Origin of the sequence: Lactococcus sp. LG1267 (assembly GCF_017309545.1) — a bacterium.
Lineage (GTDB): Bacteria > Bacillota > Bacilli > Lactobacillales > Streptococcaceae > Lactococcus > Lactococcus petauri.
The window spans coordinates 1711538-1726942 of sequence record NZ_CP071295.1; the positions used below are offsets into that span (position 1 = coordinate 1711538).

22 protein-coding genes are annotated in these 15405 nt (G+C 36.9%); all 22 read right to left on the reverse strand.

The annotated features are described in order from the left end of the window. Nucleotides 1-13: 13 nt before the first annotated feature. The 22 genes from J0J33_RS08325 to J0J33_RS08430 all read right to left on the reverse strand — a co-directional run bounded on the left by J0J33_RS08325 (nt 14) and on the right by J0J33_RS08430 (nt 15271). Nucleotides 14-421 (reverse strand): hypothetical protein, encoded by a 408-nt coding sequence (locus J0J33_RS08325; RefSeq protein ID WP_206921676.1) that lies wholly within the window; start codon nt 419-421, stop codon nt 14-16. A gap of 53 nt (nt 422-474) precedes the next feature. Further along, complete coding sequence (locus tag J0J33_RS08330; RefSeq protein ID WP_242526922.1) at nt 475-837, reverse strand: fibronectin type III domain-containing protein; 363 nt, start codon at nt 835-837, stop codon at nt 475-477. Next, nucleotides 815-1315, reverse strand: coding sequence for a phage tail tube protein (locus tag J0J33_RS08335; RefSeq protein WP_206921677.1), 501 nt, complete (start codon nt 1313-1315; stop codon nt 815-817). The genes J0J33_RS08330 and J0J33_RS08335 overlap by 23 nt, the downstream gene beginning before the upstream one ends. A 10-nt stretch (nt 1316-1325) precedes the next feature. Then, the gene (locus tag J0J33_RS08340; protein WP_206921678.1) at nt 1326-1760 is read right to left on the reverse strand and encodes a minor capsid protein; all 435 of its coding nucleotides are present in this window, start codon (nt 1758-1760) and stop codon (nt 1326-1328) included. Next, the gene (locus tag J0J33_RS08345) at nt 1760-2089 is read right to left on the reverse strand and encodes a hypothetical protein (protein ID WP_206921679.1); all 330 of its coding nucleotides are present in this window, start codon (nt 2087-2089) and stop codon (nt 1760-1762) included. Before J0J33_RS08345 ends, J0J33_RS08340 begins: the two co-directional genes overlap by 1 nt. Beyond that, nucleotides 2086-2433 (reverse strand): putative minor capsid protein, encoded by a 348-nt coding sequence (locus J0J33_RS08350; protein ID WP_206921680.1) that lies wholly within the window; start codon nt 2431-2433, stop codon nt 2086-2088. Before J0J33_RS08350 ends, J0J33_RS08345 begins: the two co-directional genes overlap by 4 nt. Beyond that, nucleotides 2420-2821: a hypothetical protein gene (locus tag J0J33_RS08355; RefSeq protein ID WP_206921681.1), complete on the reverse strand. Its 402-nt coding sequence runs from the start codon at nt 2819-2821 to the stop codon at nt 2420-2422. The genes J0J33_RS08350 and J0J33_RS08355 overlap by 14 nt, the downstream gene beginning before the upstream one ends. Before the next feature lie 32 nt (nt 2822-2853). Next, nucleotides 2854-3090: an Ig-like domain-containing protein gene (locus tag J0J33_RS08360; protein ID WP_206921682.1), complete on the reverse strand. Its 237-nt coding sequence runs from the start codon at nt 3088-3090 to the stop codon at nt 2854-2856. A gap of 28 nt (nt 3091-3118) precedes the next feature. After that, the gene (locus J0J33_RS08365; RefSeq protein ID WP_165719744.1) at nt 3119-4033 is read right to left on the reverse strand and encodes a phage capsid protein; all 915 of its coding nucleotides are present in this window, start codon (nt 4031-4033) and stop codon (nt 3119-3121) included. Between the two features lie 18 nt (nt 4034-4051). Beyond that, a complete protein-coding gene (locus tag J0J33_RS08370; RefSeq protein WP_206921683.1) occupies nt 4052-5131 on the reverse strand; it encodes an XkdF-like putative serine protease domain-containing protein in 1080 nt (359 codons plus the stop codon). Nucleotides 5132-5141: 10 nt separating this feature from the next. Further along, a complete protein-coding gene (locus tag J0J33_RS08375) occupies nt 5142-5969 on the reverse strand; it encodes a phage minor head protein (RefSeq protein WP_206921684.1) in 828 nt (275 codons plus the stop codon). Next, complete coding sequence (locus J0J33_RS08380; RefSeq protein WP_206921685.1) at nt 5959-7473, reverse strand: phage portal protein; 1515 nt, start codon at nt 7471-7473, stop codon at nt 5959-5961. Before J0J33_RS08380 ends, J0J33_RS08375 begins: the two co-directional genes overlap by 11 nt. A gap of 54 nt (nt 7474-7527) precedes the next feature. Next, nucleotides 7528-8604, reverse strand: coding sequence for a DUF4062 domain-containing protein (locus tag J0J33_RS08385; RefSeq protein WP_206921686.1), 1077 nt, complete (start codon nt 8602-8604; stop codon nt 7528-7530). Between the two features lie 65 nt (nt 8605-8669). Continuing rightward, nucleotides 8670-10121 (reverse strand): phage terminase large subunit, encoded by a 1452-nt coding sequence (terL, locus tag J0J33_RS08390; protein ID WP_206921687.1) that lies wholly within the window; start codon nt 10119-10121, stop codon nt 8670-8672. Continuing rightward, nucleotides 10102-10749 (reverse strand): hypothetical protein, encoded by a 648-nt coding sequence (locus tag J0J33_RS08395; protein ID WP_195212847.1) that lies wholly within the window; start codon nt 10747-10749, stop codon nt 10102-10104. Before J0J33_RS08395 ends, terL begins: the two co-directional genes overlap by 20 nt. A gap of 9 nt (nt 10750-10758) precedes the next feature. Further along, entirely contained in the window at nt 10759-11919 is a 1161-nt protein-coding gene (locus J0J33_RS08400; RefSeq protein WP_206921688.1) for a DNA modification methylase, read from the reverse strand. 71 nt (nt 11920-11990) lie between these two features. After that, the gene (locus J0J33_RS08405; protein ID WP_206921689.1) at nt 11991-12302 is read right to left on the reverse strand and encodes a hypothetical protein; all 312 of its coding nucleotides are present in this window, start codon (nt 12300-12302) and stop codon (nt 11991-11993) included. 197 nt (nt 12303-12499) lie between these two features. Continuing rightward, nucleotides 12500-12925 (reverse strand): transcriptional regulator, encoded by a 426-nt coding sequence (locus J0J33_RS08410; protein WP_242526923.1) that lies wholly within the window; start codon nt 12923-12925, stop codon nt 12500-12502. Nucleotides 12926-13213: 288 nt separating this feature from the next. Continuing rightward, the gene (locus tag J0J33_RS08415) at nt 13214-13636 is read right to left on the reverse strand and encodes a hypothetical protein (RefSeq protein WP_206921690.1); all 423 of its coding nucleotides are present in this window, start codon (nt 13634-13636) and stop codon (nt 13214-13216) included. Nucleotides 13637-13784: 148 nt separating this feature from the next. Continuing rightward, on the reverse strand, nt 13785-14084 hold the full coding sequence (locus J0J33_RS08420; RefSeq protein WP_206921691.1) for a hypothetical protein: 300 nt from the start codon (nt 14082-14084) through the stop codon (nt 13785-13787). A 19-nt stretch (nt 14085-14103) separates the two neighbouring features. Further along, a complete protein-coding gene (locus J0J33_RS08425) occupies nt 14104-14403 on the reverse strand; it encodes a hypothetical protein (protein ID WP_206921692.1) in 300 nt (99 codons plus the stop codon). After that, on the reverse strand, nt 14384-15271 hold the full coding sequence (locus tag J0J33_RS08430) for a phage replisome organizer N-terminal domain-containing protein (RefSeq protein WP_206921693.1): 888 nt from the start codon (nt 15269-15271) through the stop codon (nt 14384-14386). The genes J0J33_RS08425 and J0J33_RS08430 overlap by 20 nt, the downstream gene beginning before the upstream one ends. Nucleotides 15272-15405 lie beyond the last annotated feature (134 nt).

Below are 15405 nucleotides of genomic sequence, written 5' to 3' on the forward strand. Positions count from 1 at the left end.
TAGCACCTCCTTTCTATCGTTTCTTACCGTCGATATATGACTGCATCTTTTGTTTGGTATTAATTTGTGCGAATTGCTCGCTAAAAGAAGTCATAGCGGCTGTAACAACTGAGACATCTTCATCAGCTGCTTCATAAAGTTTGTCGAATGCCCCTGATCCAAATATCTCATCTGTAATATCTTTAATTTTACTTTCAAAGACTTCAGTAATTTGGTAGAGACCAGCCAAGTCATTATTTTTAACTAGAACATCAATTTTTTTCTGTTCTGATTCAATTTCAGCCAATGTTTTCTTTAGATTTTCAGCTTGCTTCGTGCGCTTCTTTAAGTTCAGACTAATTTCAAAGTCAAATCCAAAAATTCGAACAGGTTGAACATTCTTTGTGAGTTTAATGTCTATAATATTTTGTTTTTTTGCCATGATTTTCTCCTTAAAAAATAAAGGCTAGGATTAGACCTAGCCTTTTATTGTATTTATTCCTTAGTTAGAGTGACCACTGCACTCCAAGCAGATCCTATAAATTCTCCATCATGAAGATAAGCCGCTTTTTCTACATCATCAGCTCCCACTCCTTTTTCTTTGTAAGCTTGAACATAAAGATATATTTCATCTCCAGTTTCAAGTACAGGAACATTTGCAGCTTGTAGTGTCCAAGAATTCGTTTCTGAGTAACCCATGAACTTCGCATCTTTTGGATCAGCATGATTCGCTTCACTGTAGTGTGTAAGATACGATTGTGCTTCATCTACACTATCCCAATCTAACTTGATTGATCCATCACTATTAATTGCCCCAGTTACATTCTGGGGCGCATTAGGGTGCAGGCTTTTCGTCACTTGGAAGCCCAATAAATGTTACTGTCGCTTCAAAGTTCCCACGAGTATTAGCATCTCCCCCAGTGTGTACAATACCTGATAATGTGGCATTACCCGCACGCACGCGCCCATCTGGCTCCGTATGTTTGAAATAAATAACACGATCTTGGCCAGTTTTAGTCAGACGGTCTCGAACAAATTCTTGAGCGGGATCATCTGCATAAAGACGGTGGCCTGTAAAAGCATACGCAGACGATAGGCCAGTTACTTCTGTTTGTTTCCCCCCTCGATCACCGTAGTAGCTATAATCTTCTGTATCCTCATCATTAGATGGATCCACAGTTTGAATACCAGCAGCAAGCTCAAAAAGTTCGGTAGGTGGCGTAGTCTTTCCATCTGATCCCTTGACGCCAGCTTCACCAATTTCGTATTTATTCATCCAGTTAGGAGCGAATCCAGTTACGGCAAAATGTTGTAAATTGAGTTTTAAAATACCCATGCTTTTCTCCTTATTTTGTAATATTTAATCTAATTGTTAGGACATACAAGTATGCATCATGCTCTTGTTTTCCTAAATTTCGAGGTTGTGTATAGACCTCACTATTTTCAAAAACAAAAGAGCCATCACTTGATTTAAGTGTGACCCAATCATCCTTTTCTTTTCTTGGTAATTTATCAAAGCTATCCGCAATCCTCCAGGCATCATCCATAGCTTGAGCTTGGTTAGTATTTTTTACTGTAACCTGAATTAACGGGGACATTGATCTATTACGCGCCAAATCCTGTTGTGCTTGACCAGTCGCAATACCTTGTATTGCAATATCTCGTTCATTATCCTGTGGAGGATTGTCCTCTTGAATAATTTGACGGCTTTCACTAGTTAATCTGGGAGTAGATAGCCCTAACGTTCTCAAGTGATCCGCAACTCTTGCATATAAATCCATCAGAGATTCTCCTTTACCGCGTTTTGAGCAACTTTTAGAATTGCTTCCATATCCCTAGCTTTTGCAACTTCTGCCCATCTCATTTGAGCTTCCGAATTATGCTCTTTTGAAGGAGTCCCCGTGTAATAAGCATGTGCTGCATAATCAGTTCCCCAGATTAATTGCCCTATATCAAAATTACTGTCCGACCATACGCTAGCTTCTGTTGCCCCCGTATCTTTTTTGACATACTTATTTGATTGTTTCGCAACCTCAACACTTATAGGATTCAAAGCCTTTTTAATAGCACGATTAGTACGATTAAAATTACCACTAAACTTGATACTCATTGCAACATCACCTCCAAATGATGAACTTCTGCTTGATCAGTATAGGTTTCTTTACACTCAAGTACCTTAAGCTTACGCCCTTTAAATAAAATCGTCCCGCCTTCTGCAGGGCTTATGAACGGAGTTGAGTTTACTGCATCAATAAAAAGTACACCAGTAGTAAAGCTTTCAACGTTACCCGGTTTTTTAATAAGCTTGTGATTTGGATTAAACCTCACGCGCTTAATAATTTTTGGTTCTTGATCAGTATTACCGCCAATAGAGCCATCCCTTTCTTTTTCAGGTGGGATATAGCTAACTTCATGAATCAAAAGTTTTTTCGGTATAGGTTTAAATGATACCAATTCGCACCCCCTTTTTACGAAGTAGGCCCGTACCTTCTAGATAAGTCAAACAGCTTGGCGCTGCTCGACTGCTTTGTTTGCCTTCAGAACTCCGTCCTGAATAGCTAAAACCAGAGATAGAAACACTACCCGAGGATTCTGTATTTCCTGTTGCATCTAGTTCAATGCCTTCAAGTTGATAATACTCAATCTGAGCGCAGCAAGCTTTTTTTATCAAAATCTGAACATCTTCTGTAAATTTATCTAAACCGATTTTTAGAATTTGCCATCCTGTTAAGACATCAATTACATCAGATGCACGCTTAGAAAACCGAGAGAAATCTTTGCTTTCCACGTGTACTCCCATGAACTCATCATTGTAAAATTCTTCATCAACATACGGTTTCATTGCTTCTCCTTTCTAAGAATATTCTTTGCAAACTACTCAGCTGTTACTGTCACCACACAAGTAGCCGTTTTTCCATTTACAGTTGTGGCGGTAATTGTAGCAGTGCCTGCAGCAACTGCTGTAACTGTTCCTTGAACAGGAGTTACTGTTGCAATAGCAGCGTCACTTGATGAAAACTGAACTGATTTATCATCAGCATCATCAGGTGCTACAGTTGCTGTTAATTTTTGAGTTCCACCAACAACTAAATTAAGTGTTTCATTATCCAACGTGACCCCAGTTGGTTCTTGGGGGGCATCAGGGTGTAACTGTAACGATACCAACCATCTTATCTTCACGGATAACAAAGTCGATATCTGTCAACATGAAATGATATGTAGCTTGTTTGGCAACCGCAGTTGAGTCCTGCGCAGCAGTTGTTAAAGTTACATCCAATCCAATAACTGGTGTCAAATTTTCGTATGGCGTAAAGATTACAATATCATTTTCCATTGAGTCAACAATTTCGACACCGTAACCAGCAATATTAGTAAGAGCACCATTCACAATTGCTGAGTCACCCAAAACAGTTTCACGATTTTGGATTTCTGCCACATAGTGTGAGGCTGTTGCTGGAGACATGAACCATTTGAATGTGCTGTTCAAATATTTAGATTCAACTTTACCTACAACACCAGTTGTAAGTTCTTGAATAGTTGGAAGTTTAGCTCCATCCAATTTAACAGCCGCATTAGCTTTAGCCATCTTAATGAATCCATTATTCAATTTAAGGAATTCATCAGTACTTTCTTCATCACCATTAAATGCAAGATCTTGTAAATCTGCACCGAATTGTCCTTGCATAAGAGAAAGCAAAGCTTGACGAACATCTTGGCCACGAGTACGCGCAGTGTAGAATGTATTTGAATTTTCAATCCAAGTATCAAGATAAAGAGCAGTAAGAGAGAAGTTGACTGATGCTTCTTCTTTGATGTCTGTGCCATCAGGTTTAGTATTTACACCTTGATGTTTTTTCAAATTACGACGTTTTACACCGAGTTTGTCGATTGAACCTGTGCCTGATTTAGCGAAATATACAGGAAGTTTTTTAAGCGTTGCTTGTCCGCCTGTCATGTCCATCACAAAAGCGCGTGCATTATCGTCACGTAACGTTACATTGTTTCCTGCTTTAGTAATTGCAGCCATTTGTTTGAGTAAATCTTCGTTTTTCATATTTTAGTCCTCTTTCTATTAGTCCAATGGGAAAGCAGCATCAACGTAGCTTGGAACTGCTTCTGATTTAGCAACATTTGCTTGGTATGAAGTTTCACGGTTGTTACTTACACGCGCTTTTTCCAGCTGTTCAATTTTTTCATTGAGTGGAGCGACTGCTTCAGCAACGGCTTTAGCTACTTCTTTAGCATCAATTGCTTTTTCATCTTCTTTTTTAGGGTCTTTTTTCTTTTCAGGATCCTTTTCATCATCTTTGGCAGGATTTTCGCCTTTTTCAATTGCATCCAATCGGTCATTCACTGGTTGCAATGCGTCTTCAAGAGCTTTTTTCAATTCTGTAGGGGTCATATCAATTTCCTCTTCTTTCTTTGTATTAAAAATAGACTTTACCATATTGACAAAGCCTTGTTTTGTAACAGTTTTAGATTTAACAATGCCATTAGCATTTTTTAATTGATTAATCACATCAATTAATTCTTCTGCCTCGGCTATCACATTATCGTATATTTCAGGATAGCCTTGGTTGCTGTCCCAAATTATACTTCCTGCAGTCTGCCAAAAGGCATCCACAGCAGCGACTAAATTTCGCTTTGGTTCTTTCTCGATATAGCGCTCTTTTGTAGCTTTTTCAATTTCTTCAACCTCAGCACTTCCAGCTAATGAATATCCTGTAAATTCTCCTTTCTGGATGTCTTCCCACATTTCGTCAGTGGCTTTGGTAACGAGTACCCAAGTACCTTGAGAAATTATAGACTTTCCAATCTTCATCTCTGTTGGAGCAATATAGCTCTCAACAACTTTTCCAGCTTGAGTAGTAAAATCATGCTGCTTGTCAATTTGCTGATAGTTTTCCATAAAGTCATGAGCTGCTTTTTCGATTGTTTCAGCATCCATAAAATCTCCATGAGCATCTTCAGCATCTGGTTCATATACAACACCATAAACCAACTTCTGCGGATCTTCCGCTTTTGTCAAAAGTTTAACTTCCGTTTCAAATGTTGGTTCTGCAGCAGATTTTGTCAGAAAAAATTTCTTTTTATTTGCTGCTTTATCGACGTATGAAACATGAGTAACTTTTACATTTTCTAGCTTTCGCATTTTTCCTCCTTCATTTTGTATATTTGTCAGCCAAGACAGGATTCATAAAACAATGGCACTGAATAGAGTTACCTGGAGACAGTTTAGGGTCTCTTGGATATCTACATCTTTCGCCATCAATAATGAAATAATCATCTTTAGAAATAATTTCCCCGTCCGCTTTTCCATGCGCTTCACGTGGTTCTTTTATTCCGCTGGTATGTCTCCACTCCTTACCTACTATGTTGGGATTGTTCATCATGGACTCATATTGTGACCCTGAATACATACGCAACACTTCAGTAATTGAAGTTGTCCTGGCACGACTTCGGCTAAATTCCGATAGTTTAACGAGTTCTCGCTCCAACCATTTAACTCCTTTCCCATCTTCATAGGATTTTTGAATTAAATTAACAAGATTATTTTTGGTTGTTAGATCCATAAGCTTAGGTAAATTCTTAAGCCATCTTTCAATTTCTTTAAAGTGTCTTGACTTGGGATTATGAGGCTCATCCCCTTTGTATTTACCGTTAAATTTTTCATAAAGCGTTAAGAAAGATAGTTTTAGTTTAGGATTAACTTTCTTTGCCATTTCACTTTTGAAAATTCGAGCGCTTAAGGCCAAAATGATTACAGTTTTTAGAGGTTTTTTATCTTTACTAGCGAGTTCTTCAGCAAGCTCGGCTGATTGTTCATAGTCATTCTGTAAGATTTCATCCAAAGAGTCCTCGATTTCTAAAATCTGTTTGACTAATTCATCAACAAATAAAAAACCCGCTAATTTCAATAACTTAGCAAGCTCTTTATCTTCTTCTTTTTTTAGTGCTAGTGCCTTTTGAATTAATTCTTCATCCGTCATTTTTAGCCTCCTTAATTAATCTTCGAATGCTCGCAGCGATTTCGCTACTTTCTGAATCTCCATAAGCTTTGGATATATCCAGCACCCCCAAATCTTGTCCCTGTCGTACTGTTTGAGTACTGTTGGGTAAATTATACTCCTCTCCCTCAAAGTCCTCTAACGGCTTATTGAGAACCTTAGAAAGTAGGTCACGTAAATCGTTAGGAGCTACAGCACGCGCTTGGATAGCTGGAGATAAGATAGCTTTAATATCATCCATATTAGAAAGGTTAGGAGATTTAAAGTAAGCTTCAACATATTTGAACCCATACTCTTTGAATAAATCATTGAGTCGCCATGCATAAGACTCGCGCAATGGTTGAAAGACTTGTTCTTCTGTCAGTTCCTTTGCTGTTTCAGCAGTCGCCCGATTATATTCCGTGGTTTTGGCCACATAGATTGGTGGAAGCCTGAAAGCTCCAAGCACTGCCTGAGACACATTCTCATCATACTCAAGGAAAAGAGCATCTTGCTGCAAGATATCTGTAAGCTTTTCAATCCGTACAGATGCTTTAGTTTTGTCGTCATCTATCATTTGATCTACTGGACTAACTTTTTCAGCTTCTAACAGTAAAAACTTATGCTGATTAGCTTCTCCACCGACTGAGTTCGCATAATTTTGTAGTGATGCTTCTGATTCAGGAGTTAATTCAGCATTTTCCAAAACTATTGCAAGTGGAACGTGACGTCCTTGTGTGAAGTAACGATAATTCAGCTCATCAGCTTTACGATTACCAATTATCTTAATCAGAGGACCAATCCAACGAGGAATACCATAAGGGTCTTGAAAATCTCCATTTTTTAAATGAATAACTTCCGTTGCAGTTCCTGCACCAATTGTGCCATTAGTATCCAATAAAGTTGGATCTCCAAAACTCTTATACCACGTTCCGTTTTCTACTTCGGAATCATTAGTGGAGTCAGAGAAAACAAAATATCGGACTTTGATTTCTTGTCCTTGATTATTAATAACCTTATTGAGTTTTGTTACTGTCATATACTCTGGCTTAATAGAATCAATACCAACGACCTCACCTCGTAAGTTTCTAATTACCTCAATAAAACCATTGCCACATTCTTCGACGTGCCGGATAGCTTCCTGAATCACTTCCTTTGCTGGGCGCTCATAAGACAAGTCCTTCAAAAGAGAGTCAAGAGTACTCCACTCCGCTTTCATTTCTTCTGTTTCTTCGACATCATCAATAAGATAACGAACACCAAAGCCAAATCCAGCAACGTTTGTCGCATAAGCTTCAATACACTGGTTTAGAATATCTGAAATATCAGTAATGGCCCTTAATTCTGCAAGGTTATATGGCGGTGATAATTGCGTTAAGTCACGCGCTTGGTCTGCTTTTCCATCTTCTTTGATTATCAATTCTTTTTCTTTGGTAATTTTTACTTCGCTTTTTTTCAAGCCTTCTTTTATTTCTTCAGCTTTTCCGCTAATAATTTTTGAGGTCAATTTATCACCACCTTTTCATAATAAAAAAGCCCAGGAACTCTAGACTTTTAATTTCTATTTTGATTTCAACTTTTCTATCTCAATCATTGAAACAAACTTTTTACCATTAGCACTTAAAACATATACATCTCTTCTTTTACTTGTTCCTTTTTTCAACTCAACCAAGGATAATTCCATCCATTTTGATACATAGAGTTCGAAAAATAAACTCTGTCCCGGCAAAGTTGTTTCACTCAAGCCTGAAATGGTGAGTTGGGACTTTGTGTTCATTAACACTTCTAAAGAAGATGCTTTCAGTTCTTCTATTTTTTCTACAAAATCTAATTCAGATTCATAGTCACGTGTATTATATGTTGAAGTGCGACTACGCAGTTTTATTTGTCTTTGGATTTCTTCTTTCGCTCTTTTAATCTTATTACTTGCCTCGGTTGCAGGGAAATCTTTACTAAGAATTTCTTTTACTGCCGAAAATCTAAATGAACCAATAAAATCATCCTTAACTTCATTAAGCTTTTCTTGCATTACAATTACTTCGCCTTGCCGACTTACCAAGTCTGAAGATAATTTTTTATTTTCTTTGCGCAATGCTTCTAATTCTTTTAAGCTGCTCCCTTTAATCCACCCCTCTAAATCATTTCCACGTTTTTTTATGATTCTATTAATAGATTTTATAACTTCTGCTTCGATTTGTGCAATGTTATCAATATTAGAAACAATTTTAGACATAACCTCATTTCTAAAGTTAACAAGCTTGTCATCATGATAAGTCAGATCGGTAGCTTTTATTTTTCCAGCTATCACTTTAGTATTCAGATAATTTTCAGTTAGAACTAATGAAAAAATAGGTTTACCAAGTTCTTTTGCTTTTTCATATTCCCAATGCGTATAACCCATGCCATTATCATCTAAGGAACCATATCGGCCTCCTAAAATAAGAACATAAATATCTGAGTCCTCAATCCACTCACTTATTAATTCCTTTTGAGTTTCATCTCCTGCATGAAATAATTCCATTCCTGCTGGAATATGACCCGCATTCAAGATACCTTCAACAACAATTTGTCTTTCTTCAATTAAATCTTTGTATGTTGATGAGATGAATACTTGATACTTTTTTTCTAAATTTTCCATTTTTCAAATCCTTAAATTTTTCTTTTGAAAACATTATATCAAAATATGTAAGTAATAACCGTTCACTAAAAAGCTGTCTTTCTATTTTCTCGACGTGTTCGTCTTGGTTTGGCATCCATCTTCACTAAAGCCTGTGTCATACTATCCACATCATCATCATGAGCACCATTTGGAAAAGCCGTCATTTCGTCTAATATTTCATCTGACCAAGACTTCCAAAGCGGATGAGGTAAATATACATTACCAGCTTCCCAAAGAGGTGCCACTGCTTGAGCACGTACTTCCTTACCTCCTTGAGGATTAACTGGAATAATTCCTTGGATTTTCTTCTGCAGCATTTCAATTACTGCAGATCCATTCGCTTTATCCTCTATTAGCTTACCGATTGCTGCAGGATGTTTTGCTGTCATAACTTCAATAGCTTTCATAGTATCAACTATTCCCATACGCTCGTGATGTCGGTCTAAAAGATATCTGTCGACACCTTCACGCGCCCAGACCTGCCCTGATACAAAGTCAGATGTATTTTTATCTTTGAACGTACAGTCCCATGACTGGACCTGTATATCAAAGCGCGTGGGTAAAACTTTCACATCATCCCCTAGTCCTAGCTTGAGTTTCAATTCAATAGTTGGGACATAAAACCTAGCCCAGGAACGTTTAAATATATCCCCTCCTGCTGGTGTCGGCCTTTGTTGGTAAAGAGCAGCCCAACCACGTGAGCCGGTAACTTCTTTTGTCTGTTCAGCCCAAGCTTCGTCTTTTCCGATTTCTGGTGCCAAAGATTCACCAATCTTGCGACCAAGTAAATCGCCTTCTTCAGCAATGGCAGGTATTTTTATTTCAATCCATGGAAGCTTCTTTTCTTTCAAGAGCCTTCCGGCCAAATCATCCTCATGCCATCTGGTCATTATGACAATTACTGAACCATCTGCAGATAAACGAGAATAAAAAGTGTCTTGCCACTCATTATAGATTTTGTCTCTTATCGTTTTAGATTCAGCTTCTGCGCGGTTTTTTATCGGGTCGTCAATAATAAGTAGGTTAGATCCTCGACCAGTAGCTCCCCCTAAAATAGAAGTACTGTAAAGTTGACCAAGATGTTTATCCACTCCCCATTCAGATACACTCGCAGTGTCGGGACTTATTTCTAAGTTGAACAGTTCCTTGCTAAAACTTCTAAACTTTTCCCGATTCTTCCTACCAAACTTTTTATAAAGCTCTTCGGAATATGAAACAACCATTGCCAACTTATCGGGGTTTTTCATCAAGTAATAAGAAGGGAAAGCTTCTGTGATAAATGTTGATTTACCATGCTGTGGAGGCAATTCTACAATCATAAAAAGCCGCTCGCCTTCCGAGATTCTTTGCAGATAAGGAGCAATATACTTTTGATGTCGCAAGGGTAGAAAAGTACAGTTATTAGCGTAATAGAAATAATCGAGGTAATTTCGACGTGCTAATTCTTTTAAGGCTTCTTCACGAAGATTCGCTTTGTCAACCATCTTCTGGGACATTTGCAAGCCTCCTTAATTCCTCGGTTGTTAAATCAGCATAAGGATTTGTCTTCACTTCTCCTGATAGTTCTACTTTGCTTGTATAATCACCTTCCATCTTGTTAAGTGTATCAATCGCCTTAATCATATCGGATTCCTTCCCAGATTTTGTCGCAATTTCAGATAAAAGAATTATTCTTTCTTCCCTTGTCATGTCAGAAACCTCTCTTCTTTTCTGCAGGTCATTGTATTCTTTTGTAATCTTATCGAACGTTTCATTTAGTACCTTAATAGCACTAATCGAAGTATTGATAATTGCTGGGTTGGCATTTTCTCCAAGCTGTTCTGCTCGAAGCAAGTCGTTTTTATTTTTCTTGATAATCGCACGTAGCTCTTTTTCTGCCTCTTTTAAATCCCAAGAAAAGGCGCGTTTTGATTCTTCAATTTTCTTTGATTTCCAGTAATCTATCCTTGTACTAACCTTGTACTCATTTGCAATTTTAGAAGCCTTCGACCAGATAGTCGTATCAAGGGTTTCAGGCTTTACCTTATAGTTTTCTCTGTAGGCCTGTGAATAGCTCTTACTTTCATAACCGACCGCAAACGCAAAACCTTCTTGCTTTTCGGTTAATTTACCTTTTGCAGTCATAATACCCTCCTATTTAACTTTTACTGCGTTTTCTCCTGTGAGTTCCTCCCAGCGCCTAATAATTACGTCGGCATAGCGTGGGTCTAATTCCATGAGATAAGCATTTCTTCCGTTTTGTTCTGCAGCAATTAAAGTTGTACCCGAACCTCCAAAAAGGTCTAGTACTATGTCGCCTTCTTTAGTTGAATTTTTCATTTGATAATCAAATAGTGCAACAGGTTTCATGGTTGGATGATCACCATTTCTTTGCGGTTTATCAAAATTAAGAATCGTTGTCTGATTCCGACCAGAATACCAGGAATGAGAAGCCCCTTCTAGCCAACCATACAAACATGGTTCATGCTTCCACTGATAATCTTGTCTGCCAAGAACCATTTGGTTTTTATTCCAAATAAGCTCTTGTTTTACCATGAAACCCGCTTCCTCAATTGAGGTATGGAAATTTACAACTTCTGATGATGCATACCAACAATAAAAAGCTGCACCTTTTTTCATTGCGCTTCTCGCTGCTTCAAATGCCTTTACTAAAAACAGGTGGAATTCCGTATTTGTTTTATCATCATTTTTTATTGTTAGTGCATCCTTTGTCGCACCTTGGTATGCCACATTATAGGGCGGGTCAGTCAATAGTAAATCTGCCTGTTGTCCGTCCATAAGGGCTGCGACATGTTCAATACTTGTAGAATCGCCAACCATCAATCTATGACGGCCCAGTTGGTAAATCTCACCTTCCTGTGAAGTCGGATCCTCGGGAGGAGTTGTATCAAAATCAATATCTTCTTCAACCTCTTTTATTTCGTTCAGGTCTCCAAATCCAAACTCTTCCATGTTGAAATCAAGTTCAGCTAACTCTCCTAGCTCAATATTTAAAAGTTCTTCGTTCCACGTTGCAATTTCAGCAACCTTATTATCTGCAATCCGGAATGCTTTTACTTGTTCTGGTGTTAAATCATCAGCTATAATAACAGGGACTTTTTCAAGACCTAATTTTTTAGCTGCTTTTAGTCGTGTATGGCCATTAATAATCTCTCCGTTCGAATCAATAACAATTGGGACTTTAAACCCAAAGTTTTTTATTGAGCTTGCGACCGCATCAACTGCTTCATCATTGTTTCGTGGATTATTTATATACGGAATAAGATCTTCGATATTTTTATTTTCAATTTGCATATCTACCTCTTTTTTCACTCAAAAAAACTTGTACATGATGTACAAGTCCTTTTATTCTTTTTTGAACATTTTTAAATAGTGTAATATATCTTAAGCAATGAATACTTATTTTCAAGTTGTGCTTCTTGTTCGTTCAAAGCATTGATTAAGTTATCATCTTCAATATTTTTAAGCACTAAGTTTAGTCCGCCTTTTGTATTCTTAAATATCTGGTTTTTTCTTTCATTTCTTTTCGCAATAATTTCTTCATATTCAGCTGTAAATAACTTTTCCAACTTATTTATTTTATTTTTTGTTGGAAGTTGTTTTTTATCCTTAACAAGTAATACTTTAGAATTTCTACATACTTTTAATTTTTTTGCTCTATTCTCTTGCGTAATCATGTCTTTTCTCCGTTTTTTATCGTGTGTACATGATACCTCTTAAACAGCATTAAAGCAACGATTCACCTCTTTATTTTAACAATAAAAAAGCCGACTATTTTCATCAGCTTTTTATTTTTCTCAATTTCTTGATGATACTATTAAAACACTTTTTTGATGTCAGGTTCTATACCCTAAACATGACATTTGAGCATTTTTTACCAAAAACCTCCCGTTTTATCGTCGTAAAGTTCCAAAATGGCCCTTCTTTTGCGATAAATTTGTCTCTCGGTCAACTTACATTTATCGGCAATCTCTTCCCACGTGTATCTATTGGAGTCAATCCATCGATAATGGAAAATAAGACGATTCAAATCATCAAGTTCAGTCAACATCTCATCAACTAAATTTCTGAAATTGTTAAAATTTTGTATTTGTGGATCAGCATCCCATTTCATAACCAACTCTTCAACTGGCTTTGAAATTTTGTTAGAACGCCCACCGCCAAAATTCTCATCTCGGTTTTCTTTAATTTTTAGTTCTTGTTTTCTCACAGCAATAGCATTATCAATTCTTTTATACATGAACAATTTGTTTTCAATCATCTTTAAATCATTCTGTGATAATGTGTATCTTCTACTCACGTCCTAACTCCTTTTCATTTGATATAATAGAGTTAGAAATGTTCTATTTGTAAAGAGCGCCCGCCATGGCGCCTTTTTTGTTTTCTAAAATCCCAGAATCCATCTAACAGTACGATATATCACTGCAATGAATAGAACAATAAATCCACTTAGTAGAATGACTGTGACTGTATTTTCAATAAACTTCTTCATTCAAACTCCAATCTAGCCTCGCATATATCACAGACTTGTTTTTCTTGTCCTGGTATTACTTCAGCTTCCTTTATTTCTCTACCGCATAAACAGCAGCTAATCATCTTTACCTCCAATTTCTGCGAGTGCTTTTTCAGTAAAATCGAATAAATTTACTGTTCCATTGTCTGATGTATCAACTACTAAGCCTCTATTTTTTGAGTGCCAAGTACAATCATTTATATCTTCCAAAGCTTTAACAGCAGTGGCAAGTTTCTTTTCAAGGTCGCTAGTCTGCTCTAACATTTGTCTATGCACAGCTTTGAACTCTGTAGCAGTGACAAGCTGCATTTTTTCTTCATGAATTTTTACTATGTCTTTATCACTATAGGGTTCAAGGTGCTCCTTTAAAGTTGTTAGTTCTTCTGCACCGAATCTAGCTTTGACTCCAACTCTCAAAAGTTCTTTCGCCAATTCTTCATCAGGAATAGGAATACCTGGAAAATGTTTTAGTGTTGATTTATATAAGACTTCAACCAATTTTGTGCTCTCAACTTCAATTGTTCAACTATTTTTGCTTTCTGATGAAAATGCATGCGATCATTTGAATTCAAAATTAGTTTATCTTGTTTGGAAACAACTTTAGATTTGCTGGTTGCTCGATATAAATTAAAGATAAATTTCATGATTATACTTCCTCAAAATCTCCATCAATTGTATTTGGGACTGGTAACTCTTCTTTTTCTTCTGTTACATCCTTTCGCTCTGCCTGCTCAAACAAATCCATCTGATCATTTGCTTGTGCATCAAATTCGGAAGCTTGAATCAAGATGTTGTCAAAAAGTTCATCTGTAAGATTTGCGATTTTGTATGTCATACCTTTTTTGGCATAATCAAAATTCATTTCATTTAGCCAACCTTGGAAAGGTTGAACTGCTCCAAGTTCAGATAATGTAAATTCGCCTGTGATTTTTTTATTTGCTTTCATTTTGTTTACCTTTTCTTTTTTAATTTTTAAGTGGTGCTGCTGGAATCAGATCAAAGTGATCGTCAACTCGCACCTTTTTTCCATTTTTAATTTCCATGTGCCATGCAAACATTCGCCTAGATGTGCTCTCCGATGTTCTTCGACATAATCTTTTTACAAAATTTGCTGAACTCCATTTTCCATCATTGGACTTATAGGCCCAATTTATATACTCATAGTAATGTGCTTTTGTAACTCCTGAACAGACTCTGCTTGCTAAAGTAACGCAGTAATCTGCATTTTCCTCAGATAAAGCAAATTTAGGTATTTCCAATTCCATATTTATCAAATATCTCCTTCACTTCATCAGGATTTGCCATTTCAACTTTTGGATTAGGATCAGACCATTCAGGAGCTGGTTTAACAACTTTTTTTGAATATGCAGGCTGTTTCCCCTTTGATCGCTCCCTGTTTTCTTCGTGTTTCTCAAGTTCTGCTAAAGTTGTAATCCCTTTATTGTTCCAATTCCTAATTATCTTGTCGATATACGCAAAGCTTGTGGTTCTATTCAAAGCAGCTATGCTAACTGCTTTGAGAATCATTTGTTCACTTTGTTCTTCTCTCCAAGCTCTAGCTTGTTCAGATTCTGGAAAAGTTAAACCTCGCCCCAAATATTTTTGAAGATTATCAAAAAAAGATGAATTGTCGCCGTTGTGGTTTTTCGTATTTACTACGTCTACATCTTTATCTAATTCTTTATCTATCTCTATATCTTTATCTGTGTGACCTAACCGTGACATCGTTGTGACTTGGTCACGGTTCAGCGTGACATTGTCACGTTTCAACGCTTCACGCCTACGTCTTTGACGCTCTGCACTTGCTGTTTCAGCCCCAACTAGTTGTTTTACACTAGTAAGTTCATATTCTTCTGGGGTGTTGCAAACAATCAATCCATGTGATTCAAGATAGATAAGAGTCATTTTTACATTTTCAGTTTCTTCGTCAATTTCAAGAGCAATTTCTTCAGCAAATGATTCCCCAAAATCTTCAAAATATAACTTTCCGCCGTCTTGGAGACTTTTTAATAACATCTTGAGATAGATAATTGTATAAGTATCTCCTCCGGCATTCCTACGAAGCTTTTTAATTTCTTTACGATCAAACCATTTTTCTTCAAGTTTGAACCAATAATATCGTTTCTCTGCCATTTATTATTTCCTTTAATAAAATAGGTTAACGCTGGGTCTCCGTTAGCACATAGCGTTAGGTACTTACATGTCCTTCCTGCACAAAGCCTATTGTGTGATGCTGATCCATTTAATATTCAGATAAAATTATGACT

Bases quoted from the DNA above. Each gene is read 5' to 3' on its own strand.
- J0J33_RS08325 (WP_206921676.1), bottom strand. From the start codon at position 421: ATGGCAAAAAAACAAAATATTATAGACATTAAACTCACAAAGAATGTT.
- J0J33_RS08335 (WP_206921677.1), bottom strand. From the start codon at position 1,315: ATGGGTATTTTAAAACTCAATTTACAACATTTTGCCGTAACTGGATTC.
- J0J33_RS08340 (WP_206921678.1), bottom strand. From the start codon at position 1,760: ATGGATTTATATGCAAGAGTTGCGGATCACTTGAGAACGTTAGGGCTA.
- J0J33_RS08345 (WP_206921679.1), bottom strand. From the start codon at position 2,089: ATGAGTATCAAGTTTAGTGGTAATTTTAATCGTACTAATCGTGCTATT.
- J0J33_RS08355 (WP_206921681.1), bottom strand. From the start codon at position 2,821: ATGAAACCGTATGTTGATGAAGAATTTTACAATGATGAGTTCATGGGA.
- J0J33_RS08365 (WP_165719744.1), bottom strand. From the start codon at position 4,033: ATGAAAAACGAAGATTTACTCAAACAAATGGCTGCAATTACTAAAGCA.
- J0J33_RS08370 (WP_206921683.1), bottom strand. From the start codon at position 5,131: ATGCGAAAGCTAGAAAATGTAAAAGTTACTCATGTTTCATACGTCGAT.
- J0J33_RS08375 (WP_206921684.1), bottom strand. From the start codon at position 5,969: ATGACGGATGAAGAATTAATTCAAAAGGCACTAGCACTAAAAAAAGAA.
- J0J33_RS08385 (WP_206921686.1), bottom strand. From the start codon at position 8,604: ATGGAAAATTTAGAAAAAAAGTATCAAGTATTCATCTCATCAACATAC.
- terL (WP_206921687.1), bottom strand. From the start codon at position 10,121: ATGTCCCAGAAGATGGTTGACAAAGCGAATCTTCGTGAAGAAGCCTTA.
- J0J33_RS08395 (WP_195212847.1), bottom strand. From the start codon at position 10,749: ATGACTGCAAAAGGTAAATTAACCGAAAAGCAAGAAGGTTTTGCGTTT.
- J0J33_RS08400 (WP_206921688.1), bottom strand. From the start codon at position 11,919: ATGCAAATTGAAAATAAAAATATCGAAGATCTTATTCCGTATATAAAT.
- J0J33_RS08405 (WP_206921689.1), bottom strand. From the start codon at position 12,302: ATGATTACGCAAGAGAATAGAGCAAAAAAATTAAAAGTATGTAGAAAT.
- J0J33_RS08420 (WP_206921691.1), bottom strand. From the start codon at position 14,084: ATGAAAGCAAATAAAAAAATCACAGGCGAATTTACATTATCTGAACTT.
- J0J33_RS08425 (WP_206921692.1), bottom strand. From the start codon at position 14,403: ATGGAATTGGAAATACCTAAATTTGCTTTATCTGAGGAAAATGCAGAT.
- J0J33_RS08430 (WP_206921693.1), bottom strand. From the start codon at position 15,271: ATGGCAGAGAAACGATATTATTGGTTCAAACTTGAAGAAAAATGGTTT.